The organism is Dorea sp. D27 (genome assembly GCF_001185345.1).
Lineage (GTDB): Bacteria > Bacillota > Clostridia > Lachnospirales > Lachnospiraceae > Extibacter.
In genome coordinates this window covers 377,050-398,310 of the sequence record NZ_KQ236743.1, presented here as the reverse complement: position 1 = coordinate 398,310, position 21,261 = coordinate 377,050, and the positions used below count along the sequence as shown (strand labels likewise).

At 50.4% G+C, this 21,261-nt stretch carries 23 protein-coding genes; 10 read left to right on the top strand and 13 right to left on the bottom strand.

Translation table 11 applies throughout. From position 1 onward, the window contains the following. Positions 1 to 16: 16 nt before the first annotated feature. The 4 genes from HMPREF0980_RS01900 to HMPREF0980_RS01885 all read right to left on the bottom strand — a co-directional run bounded on the left by HMPREF0980_RS01900 (position 17) and on the right by HMPREF0980_RS01885 (position 4,078). Entirely contained in the window at positions 17 to 958 is a 942-nt protein-coding gene (locus HMPREF0980_RS01900; protein WP_049727466.1) for an NYN domain-containing protein, read from the bottom strand. 142 nt (positions 959 to 1,100) lie between these two features. Then, positions 1,101 to 1,343, bottom strand: a complete 243-nt coding sequence (locus HMPREF0980_RS01895) for a hypothetical protein (protein WP_049727465.1) — start codon at positions 1,341 to 1,343, stop codon at positions 1,101 to 1,103. Between the two features lie 114 nt (positions 1,344 to 1,457). After that, positions 1,458 to 3,689 (bottom strand): DNA helicase PcrA, encoded by a 2,232-nt coding sequence (gene pcrA / locus HMPREF0980_RS01890; RefSeq protein WP_049727464.1) that lies wholly within the window; start codon positions 3,687 to 3,689, stop codon positions 1,458 to 1,460. Beyond that, the gene (locus HMPREF0980_RS01885) at positions 3,686 to 4,078 is read right to left on the bottom strand and encodes a DUF3783 domain-containing protein (RefSeq protein WP_049727463.1); all 393 of its coding nucleotides are present in this window, start codon (positions 4,076 to 4,078) and stop codon (positions 3,686 to 3,688) included. Before HMPREF0980_RS01885 ends, pcrA begins: the two co-directional genes overlap by 4 nt. 198 nt (positions 4,079 to 4,276) lie before the next feature. Between HMPREF0980_RS01885 and HMPREF0980_RS01880 the strand changes: the two genes are divergently transcribed. Beyond that, on the top strand, positions 4,277 to 5,563 hold the full coding sequence (locus tag HMPREF0980_RS01880; protein WP_049727462.1) for a polysaccharide deacetylase family protein: 1,287 nt from the start codon (positions 4,277 to 4,279) through the stop codon (positions 5,561 to 5,563). On the opposite strand, the gene HMPREF0980_RS01875 is transcribed toward HMPREF0980_RS01880, so the two are convergent. From HMPREF0980_RS01875 to HMPREF0980_RS01845, 7 genes are all read right to left on the bottom strand, one after another. Then, positions 5,528 to 6,943, bottom strand: a complete 1,416-nt coding sequence (locus HMPREF0980_RS01875) for an MATE family efflux transporter (RefSeq protein WP_049727461.1) — start codon at positions 6,941 to 6,943, stop codon at positions 5,528 to 5,530. The genes HMPREF0980_RS01880 and HMPREF0980_RS01875 overlap by 36 nt on opposite strands. Positions 6,944 to 7,192: 249 nt before the next feature. Beyond that, positions 7,193 to 8,146, bottom strand: a complete 954-nt coding sequence (locus HMPREF0980_RS01870) for an alpha/beta hydrolase (protein WP_049727460.1) — start codon at positions 8,144 to 8,146, stop codon at positions 7,193 to 7,195. A 3-nt stretch (positions 8,147 to 8,149) separates the two neighbouring features. Beyond that, the gene (locus HMPREF0980_RS01865; RefSeq protein WP_049727459.1) at positions 8,150 to 8,776 is read right to left on the bottom strand and encodes a TetR/AcrR family transcriptional regulator; all 627 of its coding nucleotides are present in this window, start codon (positions 8,774 to 8,776) and stop codon (positions 8,150 to 8,152) included. Between the two features lie 11 nt (positions 8,777 to 8,787). Then, positions 8,788 to 9,870, bottom strand: coding sequence for a radical SAM/SPASM domain-containing protein (locus HMPREF0980_RS01860; RefSeq protein WP_049727458.1), 1,083 nt, complete (start codon positions 9,868 to 9,870; stop codon positions 8,788 to 8,790). Between the two features lie 100 nt (positions 9,871 to 9,970). Next, positions 9,971 to 10,291: a hypothetical protein gene (locus HMPREF0980_RS01855; protein ID WP_049727457.1), complete on the bottom strand. Its 321-nt coding sequence runs from the start codon at positions 10,289 to 10,291 to the stop codon at positions 9,971 to 9,973. A gap of 11 nt (positions 10,292 to 10,302) precedes the next feature. Next, the gene (locus HMPREF0980_RS01850; protein WP_049727456.1) at positions 10,303 to 11,571 is read right to left on the bottom strand and encodes a DNA polymerase Y family protein; all 1,269 of its coding nucleotides are present in this window, start codon (positions 11,569 to 11,571) and stop codon (positions 10,303 to 10,305) included. Between the two features lie 87 nt (positions 11,572 to 11,658). Continuing rightward, a complete protein-coding gene (locus tag HMPREF0980_RS01845; RefSeq protein ID WP_049727455.1) occupies positions 11,659 to 12,237 on the bottom strand; it encodes an SOS response-associated peptidase in 579 nt (192 codons plus the stop codon). 123 nt (positions 12,238 to 12,360) lie between these two features. On the opposite strand from HMPREF0980_RS01845, the gene HMPREF0980_RS01840 reads away from it, so the two are divergent. Next, on the top strand, positions 12,361 to 12,975 hold the full coding sequence (locus tag HMPREF0980_RS01840) for a DUF1836 domain-containing protein (protein ID WP_049727454.1): 615 nt from the start codon (positions 12,361 to 12,363) through the stop codon (positions 12,973 to 12,975). Between the two features lie 22 nt (positions 12,976 to 12,997). On the opposite strand, the gene HMPREF0980_RS01835 is transcribed toward HMPREF0980_RS01840, so the two are convergent. After that, entirely contained in the window at positions 12,998 to 13,291 is a 294-nt protein-coding gene (locus HMPREF0980_RS01835) for a YerC/YecD family TrpR-related protein (protein ID WP_049727453.1), read from the bottom strand. Positions 13,292 to 13,355: 64 nt separating this feature from the next. After that, a complete protein-coding gene (locus HMPREF0980_RS01830) occupies positions 13,356 to 14,096 on the bottom strand; it encodes a phosphatase (protein WP_330375809.1) in 741 nt (246 codons plus the stop codon). Between the two features lie 237 nt (positions 14,097 to 14,333). Here HMPREF0980_RS01830 and HMPREF0980_RS01825 point away from each other — a divergent pair, with 237 nt between their 5' ends. From HMPREF0980_RS01825 to HMPREF0980_RS01790, 8 genes are all read left to right on the top strand, one after another. Further along, positions 14,334 to 14,549 carry a hypothetical protein gene (locus HMPREF0980_RS01825; protein ID WP_049727452.1) on the top strand — a complete coding sequence of 72 codons (216 nt, stop codon included), beginning with the start codon at positions 14,334 to 14,336 and terminating at the stop codon, positions 14,547 to 14,549. 36 nt (positions 14,550 to 14,585) lie between these two features. Next, positions 14,586 to 15,062, top strand: a complete 477-nt coding sequence (locus HMPREF0980_RS01820) for a hypothetical protein (protein WP_049727451.1) — start codon at positions 14,586 to 14,588, stop codon at positions 15,060 to 15,062. Between the two features lie 70 nt (positions 15,063 to 15,132). Further along, on the top strand, positions 15,133 to 16,131 hold the full coding sequence (locus tag HMPREF0980_RS01815) for an asparaginase (protein WP_330375808.1): 999 nt from the start codon (positions 15,133 to 15,135) through the stop codon (positions 16,129 to 16,131). 147 nt (positions 16,132 to 16,278) lie between these two features. Next, positions 16,279 to 16,959, top strand: coding sequence for a helix-turn-helix domain-containing protein (locus HMPREF0980_RS01810; protein WP_049727450.1), 681 nt, complete (start codon positions 16,279 to 16,281; stop codon positions 16,957 to 16,959). Positions 16,960 to 16,991: 32 nt separating this feature from the next. Continuing rightward, positions 16,992 to 17,921: an IS3 family transposase gene (locus HMPREF0980_RS01805; protein WP_147629769.1), complete on the top strand. Its 930-nt coding sequence runs from the start codon at positions 16,992 to 16,994 to the stop codon at positions 17,919 to 17,921. Between the two features lie 316 nt (positions 17,922 to 18,237). Continuing rightward, complete coding sequence (gene vanR, locus HMPREF0980_RS01800; RefSeq protein ID WP_049727448.1) at positions 18,238 to 18,933, top strand: VanR-ABDEGLN family response regulator transcription factor; 696 nt, start codon at positions 18,238 to 18,240, stop codon at positions 18,931 to 18,933. After that, complete coding sequence (locus HMPREF0980_RS01795; RefSeq protein ID WP_242847319.1) at positions 18,911 to 20,083, top strand: sensor histidine kinase; 1,173 nt, start codon at positions 18,911 to 18,913, stop codon at positions 20,081 to 20,083. Before vanR ends, HMPREF0980_RS01795 begins: the two co-directional genes overlap by 23 nt. Positions 20,084 to 20,210: 127 nt before the next feature. Continuing rightward, positions 20,211 to 21,221 (top strand): D-alanyl-D-alanine carboxypeptidase family protein, encoded by a 1,011-nt coding sequence (locus HMPREF0980_RS01790; RefSeq protein ID WP_049727447.1) that lies wholly within the window; start codon positions 20,211 to 20,213, stop codon positions 21,219 to 21,221. Positions 21,222 to 21,261 lie beyond the last annotated feature (40 nt).

The window sequence follows — 21,261 nt, the reverse complement described above, 5'->3', positions numbered from 1 at the left end:
ACCTCTCTGTCTTACCTTAGTCTGTGTATTTTGCTTTCATTATCGTCTTGTCCTGCTGCACCTGTACGCTGCGCAGGCTCTTTATATACTGGCTGAACTGGGAATAGCCGTAATCGCTTATTTTGAAGTTCTTATATTTCTCATATACGCGGTTTCCGAGGATGCTCAGTTCGATCCCATCCTTTCCCGCTTCTTTTACAAGCTTCAGCACGAAGCGGTCTATGTCTTCTTTCATCCCTTTGTCTTCCTTGAGCGTGACGGACATGAAGTTGCCCTTCTTGACGAGCTGGATTCTTGTGAAATCCTCCAGGAAACGGGAGAGCATGTTATATCCGTAGCTTCTCACGTCAAAGTCCGGATACAGGCTGACGAGACGGCTGCCCACCTCCCCGAGCCCGGTCTGCTTGTTATTGTCCTGGTTCTCGATGACCATCTTGATAATCTCATCCTCAATCCGTTCTACGCGGAGCCCGCCGTGCAGCTCTTCTGTCTCTTCCAGCTCTTCCTCCTCGCCCGGCACCGCCTCATTTACCAGGTTTTCTAATATGGTGAACTTATCACATGCCTTTCGGAAAGGTTCCGGCGTCTTATTCTCACCCATGCCGATCACGAGCTTGCCGCTCTCCCTTAATCGGCTGACGAGACGGGTAAAATCACTGTCGCTTGAAACGATGCAGAAGCCGTCCACATCGTTCGTGTACAGGATGTCCATGGCATCGATGATCATGGCCGAATCCGTGGCATTCTTCCCCTGCGTATAGCTGAATTGCTGAATCGGCGTAATCGAGTTGGTCAGCAGCTCATCCTTCCATTTCGATTGCTGGGTGCTCGTCCAGTCCCCATATATTCTTTTGTATGTTATATTTCCGTACTTGGACAGCTCCGTAAGTATCGGTTTGATGTACTTTGCAGATATATTATCCGCATCGATCAGCAGTGCTAAAAACTGTTCTTCCATAATTCATTTCCTTTCTCCGGCAGTGTCCCCTGCTCAAAGGTCCAGCCATCAGACGCAGGGTTTTCCCCTGTCACATAAAAAGCAGGCAGGATAACCTGATGGCTCCAGCCTGCTTCTCTCTTATAGTTTCCAATTTGTTCTTCTATACCTGATCTTCGTCATTGAAGAAATTATCATCAAAATCATCCTCAAAATCTTCTTCAAAGTCTTCCAGATAATCTGGCGTAAAGAAACAATATACAGCGTATGCGATTCCCGCGACAGCAGCAACTGCGCCTACAATGGCAAGAACCCAGAGAACTGTCTTACAGTGCTTGTCATCATCCTTTTTATTAACCAGCTCGCTCAGCTTCGTTGCTGCAATAAAATCCTCTACCTTACTCATGCTCCCACATCCTTTCTCCTGCTTGTCAATGCAAGTTCAATTATTGACCTTATTATAACACTATCAATTTGAGATTACTATATATTTATGCCAAAATTGCCAACTTTTATCCATTTATATCTTTTCCAGCCTGGCAAATGTGGCAAACATTTTTTTCGTGCCCGGTCCGTCAAAATCAACCGTCACTTCATAGTCCCGTCCGCCCTCTGTAATGGCCGTGACCGTGCCTGCGCCGAACTTGATATGGCGCACCCTGTCGCCTATGCCGTAGCCCGGTCCGTTTCCCTCGGGGACGGCAAACTGCCTGACCGGCTTTGCGGCGCCTCCAAAGGCCCTGGTGCGGAACGTCTGCCTTGCCTGAGCGTATGCGCTCTGCTTCGGCGGCTCGTCGTCCTTCTCGAACACGGCTCCCGTGGCGAGCAGGTCCATCGGTATCTCCTTCAGGAACCGGGACATCTTGTTGTACTGCGTCTCTCCGCGTATCATGCGCCTTCTGGCACAGGTAAGCGTCAGCTCTTCCTTCGCCCTCGTGATGCCCACATAGCAGAGCCGTCTTTCTTCCTCCACTTCCTCCGGGTCATCTGCGGTTATCGTCATATAACTTGGGAAGATGCCGTCCTCCAGCCCTGCCAGATATACCCGCGGGAATTCCAGTCCCTTTGCACTGTGCAGCGTCATGAGCACTACGTAGTCGCTGCTCTCGTCGAGGCTGTCGATATCTGCCACAAGGGCCACCTCCTCGAGGAACCCGCTCAGCGCGGCCGGCTCATTAGCCTCTTCGCACGATTCTTCATAAGCCGCGATTTTACTCATCAGCTCATCGATATTTTCGATGCGCGTCTCCGCCTCGATACTGTCTTCCGCCTGCAGGCTCTCGATATAGCCCGTCTCATCCATAATTTCCTGCATCAGATCTAGGATGGACATATCCCGGGCGTCTGCCTTGAAATGTTCGATGAGCGCCACGAACGACTCAAGCTTTGACGCTCCTCTTCCGATATTCGGAATCAGGTCTACCGCGCGGAGCGCTTCATAGAAGCCTATCTCGCGTGTGGATGCATATTCCTGGACCCGGTTGATGCTCGTAAGCCCGATGCCCCGTTTCGGGACATTGACAATCCTGCGCACTGCCAGGTCATCCTGCCCGTTATCGACCGTCTTCAGGTAGGAAAGCAGGTCCTTGATCTCCCTTCTCGCATAGAAGTTGACGCCGCCTACGACCTTATACGGTATGTTGGCTGTCACGAACTTCTCTTCAAACATACGTGACTGGGCATTCGTCCGGTACAAGATGGCATTGTCGTTATAAGTACAGCTTCCGTCATCCACGTGCTCCCGGATGTCCCCGACTATGTATTCCGCCTCGTCGTAAGCGGAGTCAAACTGCCGGAAATGAATCTTGTCGCCATCGCCGTTATCCGTCCAGAGCGTCTTGTCCTTCCTGCCGCAGTTGTTGCGGATAACCGCGTTGGCCGCGTTGAGGATATTGCTCGTGGAACGGTAGTTCTGCTCCAGCTTGATTACTTTCGCATCCTCATACACCTGTTCAAAATTCAGGATATTCTTGATGTTCGCGCCGCGGAACTTATAGATAGACTGGTCATCGTCCCCGACGACGCACAGGTTCCGGTATTTGGAGGCGAGAAGCCGTATGAGTTCAAACTGCACCGTATTCGTATCCTGGTACTCATCCACCATGATGTACCGGAACCGCTCCTGATAATAGTCCAGAATGTCTGCCTGTGTCTGGAACAGCTGCACTGTCTTTACGAGCAGGTCGTCGAAGTCCAACGCATTGTTGGAGCGCAGCTGCTTCTCATACTCTTCGTACACCTGGGCAATCCTCTGCTTGTTGTAGTCGCCTTCCGCCCGTATGCGATACTCTTCCGGCGTGACAAGTTCATCTTTTGCGGACGATATGGCACTAAGCAGCGTGCGCTCCTTGTATATCTTCGTGTCCACCTGGAGAAGCCTGCACACGTCTTTCATAAGCGTCTTCTGGTCATCACTGTCATAGATGGTAAAGTTCGTATCGAACCCAAGCTTGTCGATATGGCGGCGCAGAATCCTCACGCACGTACTGTGGAAGGTACTCACCCATATGCTCTCTGCACCGAAGCCGACGATATCATCGACGCGTTCCCGCATCTCCCCCGCCGCTTTGTTCGTAAATGTAATTGCCAGGATGTTCCATGGGTTGACCCCTTTTTCCTCTATGAGATAAGCAATCCTGTGGGTGAGGACCCGGGTCTTGCCGGAACCGGCTCCTGCCAGTATGAGAAGCGGCCCCTCTGTGTGGTATACCGCCTCCTGCTGCTGTTCGTTTAATGTCTCGTAGATGCTCAATCTTTCTTGTTCCTTTCCATTTCTTTCATATACTCATGTTCCTTCTGTATCTCATCGTGCAGGGCTATGGACGTCCACGCCCGGTTGGATGGCGTAAGCATCGCCTTCAGCCCTACTTTCAGCCCCTCCTTGCGCATGAGGAAGAGGGCCTTGTCCATCAGCTCCTCCGATTCGGCGTTCATGACAAGCATCTCGTCGGAGAACCCCTCCTCTTCATAGGCCGGAAGCCCGCCTTCCATCTTATCGACGCCTGCCAGCACTCCGACCGGAACGTGGTATTCTTCCTTCTCCACGTGGCGCACCTTATAGCCAAGAAAGCCAAACATCATCGCTATCTGCTTTCCTTTTCTCGTACCTTTCAGATTATAACATAATACACTCGATTTCATCGTATAGATTCCCTTCACAAAAGTCTGTATCTATTATAAGTTCTTTGCCCGTGAAGTGCAAGGCAGACATTCAGAAAATATTAATAGATTCTTACTGTTTTCATTCGTCACAATCCGACAGAATATGCTATAGTATTCTTATAGATATTGGCATCGGCAGCTTGATAAATATAGCTTTTACGAGGGGATAAGATACAGATGAATCAACAGATAGAGCATACAGCTACGCACACCGAAAGCAGGCGAATCTCACAGCACAGGAAGAGAGCAAAGCTGCACCGGAACATGAAGATAGGGATTGGCTGCACTGCCGCGGTTCTGCTCGTGTTTACCGCATTCTTGACGGTCCGGGCATACACGCAGCCCATCGACATCACATTAAAGCTTGAAAAAGCCGAGATTATGCAGGGGGAAGCACTGCCGAACCTTAAGGCAACCGCGGTCTACAAGGGCAAGAGCCCGGATAAGATGCTGGACAAAAAGAGAAAGCTCACGATTAAAGATTTCGTCAATGAGCTCAATTCCGGCAAGCATTATACCCTGTCCTACAATGCAGACGCATCGGTGGACAGTACGTACCCCGTCAAGATTATTTTGAATAAGGATTTCCGGAAGCGGATGAAAGAGAAATGGGCCTCCAAGGTCCGGCTTGACGTGCAGGACGGAACGCTTGTCGTCAAGAACAGGCTCGGCGCATGGGAGGGAAAGAAATTCCGGCTGAACAGCGGGGAATACATGACTGGTGACTTTCTCACTTCCGGCGGAAATACATATTACTTTGATGAAAACGGGGATATGGTGACCGGACAGCGCCAGATTGGACTGAAGCAGTGCACCTTTGACAAGGATGGCAGGCTTCTGTCCAAAGGGGAGGCTTCTGTACAGCCGGACAGGCCGATGATTGCCCTGACCTTCGACGACGGGCCAGGAGAACGGACGCAGGAGCTGCTCGACGTGCTCGAGCGGTACAACGCACATGCCACATTCTTCATGCAGGGGATGAACGTACCGAAATATCCGGACGCCGTAAAGAAGATGTCAGAGATTGGCTGCGAACTCGGCAACCATACTTACAACCACCCCGACCTCACGAAGCAGAAGCCGGAGAGGATCAAAAGGCAGATTGAGGATACGAATGCAGCTATACAGAACGCGTGCGGACAGCCGGCCAATCTCCTGCGCCCGCCTTACGGCGCCATCAATGATGCGGTGAGGGCTGACGCGGGAATGCCCCTGGTCCTCTGGTCTGTAGACACCCTTGACTGGAAGACGAAGGACACGGCGGCGACGATAGAATCCATCCGTTCCTCCGCAGGCGATGGGGCTGTCATCCTGCTACATGATATTCATTCTTTCAGCATAGATGCCGCTCTGGCCGTCATTCCCGAACTGACCAGAGAGGGCTGGCAGCTCGTAACGGTAAGCGAGATGGCTGCTGCGAAGGGCGTATCACTCGAGAATGGAAAGACATACGGAAGTTTTTAACGGCTCCTCCAGCTTCTTCTCTTCTGTCTTCATCTCCCTGAATACATGGGCTATGCAGAGTACCGCAGCCGCAAAGGAGACGATATCCGCAGCCGGGGCAGAATACAATGCCCCGGTCACGCCAAACAGGTCCGGCAGGATAAGGGCAAGCGGCACGCTCAGTACAAATTCCCTCAGAAGCGACAGCGACATGGACAGGATCGGCTTTCCGAGCGACTGCAGGAAGATACTTACCGCCTTCTGCAGGCAGCACAGCACTATCATCCCGAGGAACACCCGGAAAGACAGCATGGCAAACTCATTATACAGCCCGTTCTCACTCCCGAATATCCCGATAATCTTAAGCGGAAAGAACTCAAATCCTATGCAGGAGACGAGTCCTGTCACGAACTCTGCCAGCATCATCTTCTTGAAGATCTCTTTTACCCTCCTATAATGTCCCGCGCCATAGTTATAACCTACAATAGGCTGGGCTCCCGCAGCGATCCCGACGACGACAGAGATGACGATCTGGAACACTTTCATGACGATGCCCACGACCGTCAGCGGGATATCCGCGCCGTACTTCGACCTTGCCCCATACGTGACAAGCACATTATTCATGACGATCATGATAACCACAATGGACACCTGCGTCAGAAAGCTGCTGACGCCGAGGGGCAGCGTATGTCTGAACAGGCCGGCCTTCGGCCGGAAGCTGGACTTTCTGAGCCGGAAGGACTTCGTATGAAGCAGATAATATACCGCCAGCAGGGCCGACACGGCCTGGCCGGCAACCGTCGCCACCGCAGCACCCATCATTCCCCAGTGCAGGACGAATATGGCTATGGGATCCAATACCACATTGATGATACAGCCTGCAAGCGTCGACAGCATGGCGAACTGCGGGCTGCCGTCCGCCCGTATGATGGAATTCATTGCATTGGCAAACAGGAAGAAGGGGATACCGATGACAAGATATTCAAAATACTCCTTTGCATATGCGATGTTGTTTTCCGTGGCCCCGAACCAGGCCAGCATCGGCTCTTTCAGGAACAGGAACGCTGCCGTCAGCAGCAGGCCGGCCGCCGTACTCATCACGACCGCATTTCCTACGCTCTTGTGTGCCCTCTCTTCATTCTTCATTCCCTGACAGATGCTTAGATATGCGGCACAGCCATCCCCTATGAGAAGGGCCAGAGCCAGGGCAATCACCGTAATCGGGAATACGACGTTCGTCGCTCCGTTGCCGAGATATCCGACCCCCCTTCCTATAAAAATCTGATCTACAATATTGTAAAGCGCCGACACGAGCAGCGACAGGATGCACGGAACGGAAAATTTAAGCATCAGCCTGCCTACCGGCTCACGTGCAAGATATTCATTTGTATTCTGGTTCATTTTACCTATTCTCCTTTCTTTTCTGATATCCGGGCAGAAAAAAAGCAGCGAAGACATGATTGATAACTTTCGTTACAATTACAACCACATAATCTTCACTACCATTTCCATCTGTATCCTATCGGACGTCAGCGGCCCGATATATACGCAATATTTAGTTTCTGCCGAATCAAGTGTATTTTAACAGATCCGGCTCCCTTCATGTAAGGAGAAGTTTCATTTTCGTCACATTTTCTGAAACCAGCTCCATTATTCTGCCTTATTCCCGTCATTTTGCTCCCAGATCCAGCGCACCGCCTCCATGTATGCCTTACGGTCTTTCAGGTAGCTGCCGCAGTGGTCCGCGCCTTCCACGAGCAGAAGGCGCTTTCTCCCCGTGCACGCCTCATAATTCTGGATCGTCATGTGGCACGGCACGAACGTGTCTGCTCTCCCGTGTATGAACAGCACGGGGATGTCACAGTCCTTCAGCGCCTCCGGCACGGAGTAGTCGTCGAACCCGAATCCTGCCATTCTCCTGCACCATCGTGTCAGCCGCTTTACCGTGCGGGCTCCCACGAGCCGGAAATGCTTCCGTCCGAAGTTCAGCACCATATCGTCCGGATAGGAGAATCCGCAGTCTGCGATAATGCCCTTTACGCATCCCGGGAGCGCACTGCCTGCCGCCATGAGTACCGTGGATGCTCCCATAGACACGCCGTAGAGGTACACCGGCAGATGGCTGCCGTTATGCTTTTCCACCCAGTTAAGCCATGCATGGCAGTCGTGCCGCTCCAGTATGCCAAACCCCATGTATGTCCCTTCGCTCTCTCCCTGGGCACGCTGCTCCGGGAGAAGGAGGCTGCAGCCTTCTTCGTACAGTTCGCGCGCGCAGGCGCCGAAGTCACGCTTCCACGTCCCACGCCACCCGTGGAACATGACCATGATCCGCCGGGCCTCTTTCGCTTTTACATAATGCCCTCTCAGCTTAAGCCCGTCAAAGCTTTCTATCGTGACCGCTTCGCTTTTCTGCTTCTCCATCCATTCCATGCCCTGCCGTATCTCATCCCTGCACGCCTTCTTCCTGTCCCTTTGTCCTTTAAGAAAACGGCATCTGCGCTCTACCGCTATATTCAGGAATATCCGCATCACCGCAAGGTCGGCCACGGCGGCTGCGGCTACGGCGGCAGAAGCCTTCATCGAAGTTTTAAGTCTTTTCTGCATCCTTTACCTCTCCTCTGACCGCGCATATATCCTCGCAAACTCCCGCACATGCCGCTTAAGCTCACCAAGCGCCTCTTCTTCTCTCTCCGGCTCCTGGTCATATTTGTTCAGCAGGAAGAATACCGGTGCATAGAAGTTCATAGCCATGGCAGCCGGATCGGCATCTCTTAGCACGCCCCACCGGGTCATCTGTGCAAATAAAGCCGTCTGATAGGTGATGCTGTCTTCCATAAATATCTTCCGGTAGACCTCATATATCTCTCTCGTCCGGTACTGCTCAATCGTCAGCATCCGGCGGAACCGGGACGCAAAAGCGTCTTTCAGGTAGAACAGGAATATCTGCCGGCTCAGCTTTATAAGGCCGTCCGTCGTCAGATTGCCGTATACCCGGACCGCCTGTTCCATATCCCCCTCGTCCGGGAGGCCGAGCGTCTGCGACATGTGTGCCATCCTGGAGGACATCTCCTGCACGATCGTATCAAAAATTTCTTTCTTACTCTTATAGTGTTTGTATAGTGAGCTATCTTTTATTCCCACAGCTTCCGCAATATTCTTCACGCTCGTCCCTTCATAACCCCTTGTAGAAAACAGGGTGAGCGCTTCTTCCATGATCCGCTCTTTTGTTCCCATATGCTCCCTCCTCACAGACAGCCCTTTACAGACTGCTCCTGCTCAAACAGCACGCATCCGCCGGTATGCTCCTTCGTCAGCAGCCCCTCTGTCCTCAGCCGAAGGAAGAACGGGGACTTCAGCGCTTCACGCAGGCTCGTATGTAACAGGCTCGTATCCGAGAAAGGGGAGAACGGGCACGGTTCCGCCCCTCCCTTCGCATTGATATGGAAGAATCCCCTTCCCGCCGCCAGGCAGCCGCCGGAGCTCTTCTCATCTCCCGGGAAGGATACGAACAGCAGCTCTTTCTGGGCTTCCCTCAGCATCTTTAAGCGCTGCTCCATATATGCCCGCTCTTCGTCTCCCGGCGCCAGATGCTCTGTCTCCTTCTCTGCCGGTACATACTCTACATAGATGACGGCTTTACATCCCTGGCGGACCAGATGTGCTGTAAATTCCTCCGACAGGACTTCCTGCATGTTCTCCCTTGTCACCGTCACCGAGACGCCAAACAGGATGCCGCCCTCTTTCATCCTCTCCATCGCCTTTTGCAGGGAAGCGTAGACGCCGCTTCCCCTCCGTTCGTCCGTGAGCCTTTCCTCTCCTTCTATGCTGAGCACGGGTATGAGATTCCGGTTCTTGCAGAACAGCTTCAGATACGCTTCATCGAGCATCGTCCCGTTCGTGAATACAGGATACAGGATCCTGCGGTGCCTGCCGGCCTGCTCCAGTACGTCCCGGCGCAGGAGCGGCTCTCCACCTGCAAGCAGGATAAATGCGACACCTGCCTCTTCCGCCTGGCAGAATATTTCTCCCCACCGCTTTTCGGACATCTGCTCTTCTTTGCCTCTGTCCATACAGCTTACGTTCGCCCTGGCGTAACACCCCTTGCAGTGGAGGTTACATGAGTCTGTAATGCTGGCAATCAGGAACGGAGGAATATGTTCTCCCGCCGCCTCAAGCCTGGCCCTCCTTCTGCCCGCCTCACGTCCCAAAGACGCATATCGTGCCAGGAACAGGCTCTCCTTCGGATTGTCCCCCGACGCTCTTAGTATTCCCTGCACAATCCGTTCCACACCCTTGCTCAAATATTCTTCCAGCTGATTTTCCTGCATATGATTTCCTCCTCTGCCAAAACAGGCTAATGAACACTAGCTTCTCTGCTTTCATTATAGCTAGTGCTCATTAGCCTGTCAATATATTTGTCATTCTTTGTTACTCTGTCCCCTTCCAGACAATCTTCCATCTGCACTCTGTCTGATGGAACAGCAGCGTGAAGAAATATTCTCTCCCCTCCGCCACCGTCCGGCACGCGTAGGACATCATAGGGATGCCGCAGAAATTCTCCTTCTCCGAATACAGCACTTCGATATTCGATATGGAGCGGATTACCCCGTCCTCGTCCTCATATTTGATAAACTTCGGAAACATATTTCCCCTGCTCGTGAACCAGCACCCGCAGGCGATGTCTTCCTGCTTTCCCCGGACAGGTCCACGGTCCGGGGCTTCTGTATTTATACCGATTCCAAAAGCCATCGCTCTCCCTCCTACTCTATCTTAAGCTTCTCATAATCTACTGTCCGTTTTTCTCTTGACACCCCTCCGGACAGATGGTCTATCTCCGGTACGGCCAGGAAGGCCGCGCGTCTTACCGCGTCTATTCCGAATCTCCCTCTCACCCGGTCGATCGTCCTGTCCCACCGCTCCAGTTTCCTGTAGTCCCTGTCGTCGAACAGCGACAGCTGCCTCAGCTCCCCTTCATCCTTTACCCGGCCCGTGTGTATACCGAGATGCCGGATAGGAGCGTAATCCCACAATTCGTCGAACAGCCGGCAGGCCGCTTCATATATCTCTTTCGTGATATTGGTCGGGTTCGGCAGCACCGTCTGATGGGACACATGGCGGAATTCCCGGTCCTTTATCCCGATGCTTATGACCTGGACCTTTACCCCGTCCTTCCGAAGACGCATCCCGATCGTCTCCGCCAGCGCAAGCAGCACAAGCTTGGCTGCCGCCGCGTCCGTCACGTCAAAAGGTGTCGTCGTGCTGTTCCCATATCCTTTGTTCGGTATGGGCTCCGGCTCCACGATAGAGAAGTCCCTTCCGTTGGCAAAGTTCCATATCACGTCCCCGTGGGATTTCAGATGCAGCCGAAGCAGCTCCGGATCCGCCTCCGCCAGCTGTCCTATCGTGCATACGCCAAGCTTATACAGCTTCTTTGCAGTGGCGCGCCCGACAAAAAACAGGTCGCTTACCGGCAGCTTCCACATCTTCGTCCTGATCTCTTCCGGAAATAATGTGTGCACCCGGTCAGGCTTTTTAAAATCCGAGGCCATCTTGGCCAGCAGCTTGTTGGACGAGATGCCGATATTCACCGTAAACCCTAGTTCCCTGCGGATACGGTCCTTGATATCAAAGGCCGTTTTCACAGGATCCCCGAACAGCTTCTGCATGCCGGACATATCCATGAATACCTCATCGATGCTGTACTGCTCCACGGCCGGCGTATACGCTTTCAGAATATCCGTAAAGGCCCGGGAGCACTTCTCGTACAGACCGTAATTCGGTGGGGCGATATAAAGGCCCGGACATTTCTGCCTTGCCTCCGGTATCGATTCCCCTGTCTTGATTCCATATGCTTTCGCGGGGATGGATTTGGCAAGAATGATTCCGTGCCTCTGCTTTATATCTCCGCCGATAGCTGATGGTATGTCCCTCAGGTCTGTGGACGCTCCCAGAAAGCCAAGACGAAAAACCGCCTCCCACGAAAGGAAGGCGGAGTTTACATCAATATGATAGATAATCTGTTCTGACATGACTCACACCTCTTTCTTTTTACTGTAAGTATATCAGAACTTACGTTCGATTTATCTGGTAATTTCTTCCCGGCAGACCTCCACATCCTAAAGCGAAAGGCTCTCCTGCATAAAACCTTCTTTTTCCAGCGGCGTATCCGGCTGCAGACCGAGCAGCTGCTCATATCTCTTCTCATCCTCCAGCCATGCCCTGCTCTTCTCTTCATCCAGAATGAGCGGCATCCTGTTGTGCACAGGGCGGACAGAGGCATTGGCGTCTGTCGTGAGGATGATAAAATGATCCTCTTCTGAAAAGCGTTTCCAGAATCCGGCGAGGAACATCCCCGTCTTCCCCTCCGGCTTAAAGGTAATCTTGTTCTTATCTTTATCCCACTCGTAGAACGACCGCGCCGGTATGACGCATCTGCGGCTCATGACGCTCTCGGAAAACATCCGCTTCTGCAGGGCGCTCTCGCTTCTGGCATTGATGACAAGCCCTTTGTTCTGTGGCGCAGGATATCCCCAGTCCATCTGCCGAAGCACTGCCTCTCCCGCTTCCCGCGCGATGACCGAAGCCTTCTGTCCCGGATATATCTCTCCCTTTATGAGCAGCTTCCGGTCCAGCTGCCTGACAATTTTTTCTATCTCCCTGGCCGTCTCGTCGTCTACATAATAACGTCCGCACATAACCTCACAGCTCCTTTTCTATTATTATTTAAATCATAGCACAGGCTGTCAAGGGGCAAACCAGAAAATACTTGCCATATAGTTTTTAATACTATATAATGACTATATTGGGGTGATACTATTATGACGATTGATACAAAAGATATGCTGAACAGTATATTATCCAGCATCTCGCGGATTGACTATGTGAGACCTGACAGCATTCCAAATATAGAATTATATATGGACCAGGTAACTACATTCATGGAAAAGGAACTGAGCTCTACGAAGCGCTTTCCTGAAGACAAGATTCTGACAAAGACGATGATCAACAACTATGCGAAGAATAACCTTCTCCCGCCGCCGGTGAAGAAGAAGTATTCAAGAGAGCATATTCTCGTCCTTATCTTCATCTACTACTTTAAGAACATCCTGTCCATCAAAGATATAGAGACTCTGCTGGCGCCGATTACCGGAAAGTATTTTGATAACGGCGGCAGTTTCGACCTTACTTCTATCTACGAGGAGATATGCCAGACCGAGAAGGCACGTATCGATTCCCTTCAGAAAGAGGTGGCCCGCGTGCACAAGACTGCCACGGAAAGCTTTGCAGAAGCGCAGGAAGGCGGAGAGAGGGATTATCTGCAGCTTTTCTCGTTCATATGCAGCCTGAGCTTCGACGTGTATGTGAAAAAGCTCATTATAGAAAAGCTCATAGACGAACTGCCCGAACCGGACAATGAGAACAAAAAGAAATAGAGCGGACCGCTCTATTTCTTTTTTATCTATCTTCCTTAATCCTCTCGAACACCATATCATAACCGTCATTTCCATAGTTCAGGGAACGGTTCACGCGGCTGATCGTAGCGGTGGACGCCCCTGTCTTTTCGGCGATTTCCAGATATGTCTTATGTTCCCTCAGCATCTTTGCCACCTCAAAACGCTGCGACAGCGACAGCAGTTCGTTGATCGTACAGATATCCTCGAAAAAAGTATAGCACTCTTCTTTATCTTCCAGACTTAGTATAGCACGAAACAGATAGTCCACTGCTTCCGTCCTGATCTTTTTACTCATACTATTATCTCCTTCGTAACAGAATTCATTACTGTTACATTTTAGCACACTAAATTCGTAAAGTCTATAGTTTTTTATTCCGTTTTAGACAAGCCCTGAATTTTTCCAGAGATGTATTGGCCACAAGCTCTTCCGGGAATGCAGCCTCCTTCAGAACTTCCATGGAATACCGGCAGTTGGCTATGTCCACATCCATGTGGGCGTCTGAGCCGAGCACTACCATCGTCCCGTATTCCTTACACAGTCTGAGCATACGGGCGGCATTGTGGCGTGTATTCTGGCGGAACCCTCCCGGCCTCAGGGAGGAATTGTTCACCTCCAGCAGCGTGCCTGTCCGCTTCGCCTCTTTTGCGAGCGCCTCATAATCCACCGGCACCCTGCCATCGTCCGGGTGCCCTATGATGTCGATATAGTCCTTCTCCATCACGTTGATGTATGTCTGGGTAATCTCCTTCTCGTCAAGCTCCCCTTCATAGCAGGGCACATGGATGCTGGCTATCGCCATGTCCAGCTCGCGAATCAGGTATTCCGGCAGATCCACCTCGCCGTTCCCCTTCATGACATTCAGCTCCACTCCCATCAGAAGCTCTATGCCGTACATACGTCTCGGCACTACCCTCATATTCTGGAAATAAAATATGTGGCACGTTCCCGGCATCTCTGGCGCGTGCTCTGTAACCGCCAGCCCCGAAAGCCCTTTGTCCGCCGCCATTTTGGCCATCTCGCGCAGCGTGTTGTAAGCATGTCCGCTTGCAAGCGTATGGGTATGTGTATCAATCGCTATATGAATATTCTGCTCTTCCATAATAAAAAAACTCCTGTCCGTTTATAATAACTTTATATAATGTCATACTACCACAATTTCCCTGTTCTTTCTACTACAATGATACAGGATAAAGTCACTCGCCGCTGCCATGGAAATAATATACAGTATGTGCATTTCTCTTTCTACATATTCTAAAGACAGCGTCAGTTGGCAAGGTACGCACGTCCTTGTCTGAACCGTTCCATAAATATTGTAAAACAGGAGGTATCCTTGACTATGAAAGATAAAAAAGATTTAGAAAACCAGCACCTCATCGACTCTTATGACTATCTGTCCAATGCGGCCTCTTCCTGGGACTGCACAGGGCTCATCCCCTCCGAGCCGGTCTCGGTAGGTGAACTGGAGTCGTACGAAGACCTGTACCACTTCCTGCCGCCAAACGGGAAGGCATCTAACCTGAAACAAGAAGAGGGAGACGAACAAACGAAATAACTCAGCATATATTAATCAAAAATGGAGTGTTTGATTATGGCTGATATGAATCTTGTCCCCATAACGGGGATTGTACAGAATATCACATCCATGCGTGACAACTGCTGTGAACTGCTCGTCTCTATCCGCAATTCTGACGGCATCACCAACTTTGTGGTAGGTCCCGACTCTTATGTCATCAATGAAGTACGTCTGCGTCCGGGAATGAACGTGATTGCATTCTATGATGCAAATCTGGCTATACCGCTTATTTTCCCGCCCCAGTACCGGGCTGTCATCATCGGACGCAAGAATCCGAATGAGAATATGTACGCCGGCTATTTTGACGAAAACCTGACTTCGGAGGATGGCTCTCTTAAGCTGAACATGACTGGGGCGACGGATGTCGTCACCTCCAACGGACAGCGTTTTAACTGTGACCTGGGCGGCCGCCTTCTGATCGTATACTACAGTGCCTCGACGAGGAGCATCCCTGCCCAGACGACGCCCCGGCGCGTTATCGTGCTCTGTTAGACTTTGGCTCTTGACACATATTCTAAACGAAGGTAAGGTAGAAATGGACTATGTATTGAGAGGTTGAATAATGATGAAAAAAATACTTATGATAGCAACCGGAGGCACAATAGCCTCCAAAGAAGGAGCCAACGGCCTGACCCCGGCTATGACCGGGGAAGAGCTGGCTTCTTTTGTTCCCGGAATCGAGGATAAGTGCAAGCTTGACATCCTTCAGCTCATGAACATCGACAGCACGAACATGCGCCCGCGCCAGTGGATGGAAATCCGCGACGCCGTCATGGAGCACTACGGCAGCTACGACGGTTTTGTAATCCTGCACGGAACCGACACGATGGCATATACTGCCGCAGCCCTTTCCTATCTCATTCAGAACACCCCGAAGCCTATCGTCATCACCGGTTCACAGAAGCCGATGGGCAATCCATATACCGATGCCAAGCTGAATGTCTATCAGAGCATACTCTATGCTCTTGACGACGGCTCCTGCAATGTCTCTATCGTGTTCAACGGCAAAGCAGTCGCCGGGACGAGAGGCCGCAAGCAGAGGACCCGGAGCTTTGACGCGTTCGAGAGCATGAACTTTCCGCTTCTGGCCGTCATACACGATGACCGTATCGTCCGCAAATATGCAGGAATCCTTCCTGCTGAAGAAGATCTCCTCACTTATACGCGCCTGAATGACCGTGTATTCGTCCTGAAGCTCACGCCGGAAGTAAAGGCGGATCTCTTTGGGCTGCTGGACAGCGGGTATGACGCCATCATCCTGGAAACGTTCGGCATCGGCGGCATTCCCGAATATGACGACTCCTTTGAAAAGGCTATCTTTGGATGGGTAGATTCCGGAAAGACCATCGCCGTTACCACCCAGGTGCCGGAGGAGGGCTGCGATCTGGACGTGTACCAGGTTGGAAAGAAATACAGTGAACATCCGGGCATCCTCCAGGCGGGCGATATGACGACCGAGGCGATCGTGGCAAAGATGATGTGGATTCTCGGACAGACGGACGACCGGGACGAGATACGCAGATTGTTCTTCAAAGAAATCAATCATGACCGGACTGTTTAAAGGCGTGGAGTAATGTGGGCACCGCCAAGGAGCTGTTGCTTGAAAAAGAGCCGGAATCAGATGCGGGGATATTATGTGAAATAACATTGATATGATACCCCTTAAGTAGACAAGGTAAATAACCAACATCTACTTAGGGGGTATTTTATGTATAGGAAATATACGTCTGAAGAAAAATTGAATATTGTGGAAGGATATCTGAATGGGCTTTTTTCCTTGGAAGAAAAAGCACATAAGTTAGGATATGAGGCAGCACCGGGGTGCTTTAAACGATGGGTACGGCAGTATCAAGAGCAAGGAGCAGAGGGGCTCTCGTGTTCGGCAGGTAATAAATCTTATACAGCGGAATTCAAAACAATAGTGGTTGAAGAGTATCTTTCTGGAAAAGGCTCCGCAGTTGGCCTTGCTGCAAAACACAAAATTAGTACAGCAGATGTTTTGTTACATTGGGTTTCGTTGTATAATGCCAATAGAAAGCTTAAGGATTATAATCCTAAGAGGGAGGTCCATATGGCAGAAGCGCGGAGAAAAACAACTTTGGAAGAACGAAAAGAAATTGTCAAATACTGCATTGCCCATGATAGTGATTACAAAGAAACAGCTTCCTTGTATGATGTTTCATACAGCCAGGTCTATTCCTGGGTAAAAAAATATGATGCGAATGGTGGAACTGGCCTGTTTGATAGGCGCGGGCACCATAAAGCAGATGACGAAGTGGATGAATTGGAACGGCTGCGCCGGGAAAATATACGGCTCAAACGCCAGCTTGAAGAAAAGGATATGGCAGTGGAACTGTTAAAAAAAGTGAAAGAATTCGAAAGGATGTGAGGTTTGGAAAACAACGCTTCGAATCGAAATATATGGCGATTCAATATTTTATTGAAAAGAAGCAATGGAGCATCAACTGGATGTGCAGACAGCTGGAAATTTCACGCGCAGCTTATTACAAATGGCTGCACCGCCCAGTTCCTGGACAGGAGGCAGAGAACTTAAAGCTGGCAGAACTGATAGAAGAGTACGATGAACGTTTTTGCCACATCTTAGGCTACCGGAGAATGACAAGTTGGATAAATCATTTCAATCATACGAACTATAGCAAGAACCGGATTCATAGGATCATGAAGAAGCTTGGAATACATTCTGTTATCAGGAAAAAGAAGAAAGCATACCATTCTTCCAAGGCGGAAGCTACTGCTGAAAATAAGCTCAAAAGAGATTTCAATGCAGGAAAGCCTAATGAAAAATGGGCTACGGATGTAACAGGATTTAAAATTCCCGAAACCGGAAAGAAGCTGTATCTCAGCGCCATATTTGACCTTTATGACCGTTATCCAGTAGCTTATGTTATTAGCCGGAGAAATGACAGCAAGCTTGTATTTGATACATATGACAAAGCAGTAGGACAGAATCCGGAAGCCAGGCCACTCTTTCACAGCGACAGGGGCTATCAGTATACGAGCAAGGTGTTCCAGGAAAAACTTCAAAAACAGGGAATGGATCAGTCCATGTCACGTGTCGGACACTGTATCGATAATGGCCCCACAGAAGGCTTGTGGGGAATTATCAAGTCTGAAATGTACTGTATGTATATGATCACCGATGAAGGATCCCTGTGTTCGGCCATTCATGGATATATGAAATTTTATGCCAATGAAAGACGACAGGACAGATTTCATTGCAAAACACCATCTGAGGTAAGGCAGGAGGCACTGTCTTCAGAAACAGCTATTCAGTACCCGATTGCTGAAAACAAACGACTAGAAGCCTACAAAGCCAAATGGTGTGCATAACATAAATATCCGCCATATCTGCGTTTTGATATGGCGGATACCTATCGTCTTATTTTAGATATTTTACTTGTCTACTTGACAAAGGGCTGATCACATCCCCGCATCTGATTCCGGCTCTTTTTGCAGTTATGGATACCCGCCGGACGGAGCACCTTGAAATGGAAATATGTGCCGTCCCCTCGCCGGTCCGCTGCCATGCCATATCATCTTCAACTTTTCCGGCAAAACTGGGGAAATCTTAATAATATCTTGCGCGAATCTCCATAAAGTCTCAATTTTCCCTTGATAAAATAGAAAGGAAAGGAGCTGGAACACTATGCCTGAAAAGATACTAGTTGTAGATGATGAACGAGAAATCGCGGACCTTGTCTCGCTCTACCTTGAAAATGAAAATTTTAAAGTATTCAAATATTATAGCGCACCGGATGCTCTGGACTGTATCTGCAGCGAAACGCTGGATCTGGCAATTCTCGACATCATGATGCCTCATATAAACGGGCTGGAGCTATGCCAGAAGATCCGTGAGCAGCACCGCTACCCTGTCATCATGCTGACCGCGAAGGACGGAGAGATCGACAAGATTACCGGATTGACCTTAGGTGCCGACGACTATATCACAAAACCCTTCCTGCCCTTAGAGCTGGTAGCGCGGGTAAAGGCCCAGCTGCGCAGGTACAAGCGGTACAACGTGGGCGATGGGCCGGAGGAAGATATCATCGTCCATTCCGGGCTTGTCATCAATGTCAAGACCCATGAATGTACGCTGAATGAAAGGCCCCTGTCCCTCACCCCGACTGAATTCTCTATTCTGCATATTCTGTGCCGGAAGAAGGGGACGGTCGTCAGTTCCGAAGAACTGTTCCACAAGATCTGGAATGACGAATATTTCAGCAAGAGCAACAATACGATTACCGTCCATATACGGCACCTGCGGGAAAAGATGGGGGATTCCTTCGAGGATCCAAAGTATATTAAGACAGTCTGGGGGTGTGGATACAAGATTGAAAACTGACATCTCTTTAAAGGCAGGCGCGTTCCGATATGCCCGAATCCTTTTCGCCGTGGCTATCGTCCCTGCTTTGTGCTTTATCATCTACTATCTCATAGACAACCTATGGAACGGGGCCTTTGTAGAATGGTTTGAAAAGAACTATATGCTCATCCAAGACGAGTATCTTCCGGAAACGGGACAGTATGTGCTTGCCTACAGTCCTGTATGGTCCAAGTTAAAGTCTCTGCTTCTTGCCATATTCATCCTTACCGCCACATTCTGGCTGCTCAGCGTCCTCGTGACCTCTCACCTCTACGCGAGGGTCAAGGTCAGAAAATCGATAACAGAGACCAGCCGCATCCTGCGTACCTATATGATGACCGACGCGGAAACTACGGAAATATTTCCAAAGGAGTATGCAGAACTCTCCGTGCAGATGGCTGAAATCAAATCCACCATGCAGCGCCATGAGCAGATACTGAAGGAAGAAGCCGCCCGCAAGAATGACCTGATCACGTATCTGGCACATGACCTGAAGACGCCGCTCACCTCCGTCATCGGATATCTGAGCCTTCTGGACGAGGCTTCGGATATGCCCGACAGCCAGAAAGAGAAATATGTAAGGATTACGCTAGACAAGGCGCAGAGGCTGGAGAAGCTCACCAATGAATTCTTTGAAATCACCCGCTATAATCTGCAGCAGATTGCGCTGGAAAAGGAAACGATAGACCTCTGTTATATGCTCGTCCAGATGACGGACGAATTCTATCCGCTGCTCATCTCACACGGCAACACGGCCCATCTTGACCTCAGTGAGGACATGACCATTTACGGCGATGCCTTAAAGCTTGCGCGCGTATTCAACAACATATTAAAAAATGCGATTGCTTACAGCTATCCCGATACGGTAATCGAGATATGGGCCGAGGAAAGAGCGGAGGAAACGCTTATATTTTTCCGCAATAAGGGAAAGACGATACCTGCCCAGAAGCTGGAATCGATATTTGAAAAGTTCTTCCGTCTGGATGAGGCCCGGACTACGAATGCAGGCGGAGCAGGACTGGGACTTGCCATCGCAAAAGAAATCGTCACTTTACACGGCGGAAATATTACCGTAGAGAGCAGAGATGAACTGACGACCTTCTGCCTCTCCCTCCCCTCCTGCCATTAACAAAATCTCTCCCTCTCCTTAGCCTTTTCTTAGGATTTAAACAGTGGAATCTTAAAGTACCGGCAGGCTGCGTCCTGTAAAATAAATATGGGTAAAGTTATATTACGAGAAAAGGCAGGTGTATGCAATGAACAACAGACAACATAAAAGGCCGCTCCCGGACAAAAGGCGGAAGATGCGGCGCAGAAGGCGCAGACGCCGTGCTTTTGCAGGAATGGCCGCAGCAGCAGTCCTTTTATGCACCCTATTTCTGACCGTGAAGACATTATATCCTCTGCTGTCAGAACATAAGGCAGATACGGATATCACCTATGACGGCACTTCTCCTTCCCTGTCCGTCCATTTAGACAACCTGTACAGCCCCCATGCCGTCCTTATCGACCTGGACAGCGGCAAGGCAGCTGCCGCCCGGGGCAGCCAGGACAGGATATATCCGGCTTCGCTCACGAAGATAATGACCGCATTGCTGGCAGTGGAAAAGACGGATGATCTGGAGGAAACCGTCACCCTCTCTTCCCGTATCTTTCCGACGCTATATGCGGAAGAAGCTTCCATGGCCGGTTTCCAGCCCGGAGAGCGCGTACAGCTTAGAGACCTGCTATATGGCATCCTGCTCCCTTCCGGTGCGGAATGCTGCCTCGCGTTTGCCGAAAGGATTTCCGGCTCCGAAGAGGCATTTGTGAAGCGGATGAACGAAAAGGCAAAAGAACTGGGGATGGATAATACGCACTTCTGCAATTCCACGGGGCTGCACGACGACAATCATTATTCTACCGTAGAAGATATGGCGGTTCTCCTAAAGCATGCGCTTAAGAATGCCGACTTCAGGGAGGCCTTTACAAGCAGCCAGCACAGCACCCTTCCATCGGACCTGCACCCGGACGGCTTCACGTTCTACAGTACGATGTTCGAATATATGTCCAGCGCCAAAGTTACCGGCGGAGAGATTCTCGGGGGAAAGACAGGATATACGGAAGAAGCCGGACTGTGCCTGGCAAGCCTGGCAAACATCAACGGAAAAGAATACATCCTCGTGACCGCCAAAGCCGACGGGACTCATGATACGGAGCAGTTCCACATTCTGGACGCCGTAGACGTCTATAACCAGGTCGGGGCATCTTCAGATGATTCACAGTAACGTATCTGCATTTTCAGAATATATTATACCATTAGCAATC

What these genes read in the sequence shown, in the direction of transcription:
- HMPREF0980_RS01900 (WP_049727466.1), bottom strand. Translation starts at nt 958, where the DNA reads ATGGAAGAACAGTTTTTAGCACTGCTGATCGATGCGGATAATATATCT.
- HMPREF0980_RS01895 (WP_049727465.1), bottom strand. Translation starts at nt 1,343, where the DNA reads ATGAGTAAGGTAGAGGATTTTATTGCAGCAACGAAGCTGAGCGAGCTG.
- HMPREF0980_RS01885 (WP_049727463.1), bottom strand. Translation starts at nt 4,078, where the DNA reads ATGAAATCGAGTGTATTATGTTATAATCTGAAAGGTACGAGAAAAGGA.
- HMPREF0980_RS01880 (WP_049727462.1), top strand. Translation starts at nt 4,277, where the DNA reads ATGAATCAACAGATAGAGCATACAGCTACGCACACCGAAAGCAGGCGA.
- HMPREF0980_RS01875 (WP_049727461.1), bottom strand. Translation starts at nt 6,943, where the DNA reads ATGAACCAGAATACAAATGAATATCTTGCACGTGAGCCGGTAGGCAGG.
- HMPREF0980_RS01870 (WP_049727460.1), bottom strand. Translation starts at nt 8,146, where the DNA reads ATGCAGAAAAGACTTAAAACTTCGATGAAGGCTTCTGCCGCCGTAGCC.
- HMPREF0980_RS01865 (WP_049727459.1), bottom strand. Translation starts at nt 8,776, where the DNA reads ATGGGAACAAAAGAGCGGATCATGGAAGAAGCGCTCACCCTGTTTTCT.
- HMPREF0980_RS01860 (WP_049727458.1), bottom strand. Translation starts at nt 9,870, where the DNA reads ATGCAGGAAAATCAGCTGGAAGAATATTTGAGCAAGGGTGTGGAACGG.
- HMPREF0980_RS01855 (WP_049727457.1), bottom strand. Translation starts at nt 10,291, where the DNA reads ATGGCTTTTGGAATCGGTATAAATACAGAAGCCCCGGACCGTGGACCT.
- HMPREF0980_RS01850 (WP_049727456.1), bottom strand. Translation starts at nt 11,571, where the DNA reads ATGTCAGAACAGATTATCTATCATATTGATGTAAACTCCGCCTTCCTT.
- HMPREF0980_RS01845 (WP_049727455.1), bottom strand. Translation starts at nt 12,237, where the DNA reads ATGTGCGGACGTTATTATGTAGACGACGAGACGGCCAGGGAGATAGAA.
- HMPREF0980_RS01840 (WP_049727454.1), top strand. Translation starts at nt 12,361, where the DNA reads ATGACGATTGATACAAAAGATATGCTGAACAGTATATTATCCAGCATC.
- HMPREF0980_RS01835 (WP_049727453.1), bottom strand. Translation starts at nt 13,291, where the DNA reads ATGAGTAAAAAGATCAGGACGGAAGCAGTGGACTATCTGTTTCGTGCT.
- HMPREF0980_RS01830 (WP_330375809.1), bottom strand. Translation starts at nt 14,096, where the DNA reads ATGGAAGAGCAGAATATTCATATAGCGATTGATACACATACCCATACG.
- HMPREF0980_RS01825 (WP_049727452.1), top strand. Translation starts at nt 14,334, where the DNA reads ATGAAAGATAAAAAAGATTTAGAAAACCAGCACCTCATCGACTCTTAT.
- HMPREF0980_RS01820 (WP_049727451.1), top strand. Translation starts at nt 14,586, where the DNA reads ATGGCTGATATGAATCTTGTCCCCATAACGGGGATTGTACAGAATATC.
- HMPREF0980_RS01815 (WP_330375808.1), top strand. Translation starts at nt 15,133, where the DNA reads ATGATGAAAAAAATACTTATGATAGCAACCGGAGGCACAATAGCCTCC.
- HMPREF0980_RS01810 (WP_049727450.1), top strand. Translation starts at nt 16,279, where the DNA reads ATGTATAGGAAATATACGTCTGAAGAAAAATTGAATATTGTGGAAGGA.
- HMPREF0980_RS01805 (WP_147629769.1), top strand. Translation starts at nt 16,992, where the DNA reads ATGGCGATTCAATATTTTATTGAAAAGAAGCAATGGAGCATCAACTGG.
- vanR (WP_049727448.1), top strand. Translation starts at nt 18,238, where the DNA reads ATGCCTGAAAAGATACTAGTTGTAGATGATGAACGAGAAATCGCGGAC.
- HMPREF0980_RS01790 (WP_049727447.1), top strand. Translation starts at nt 20,211, where the DNA reads ATGAACAACAGACAACATAAAAGGCCGCTCCCGGACAAAAGGCGGAAG.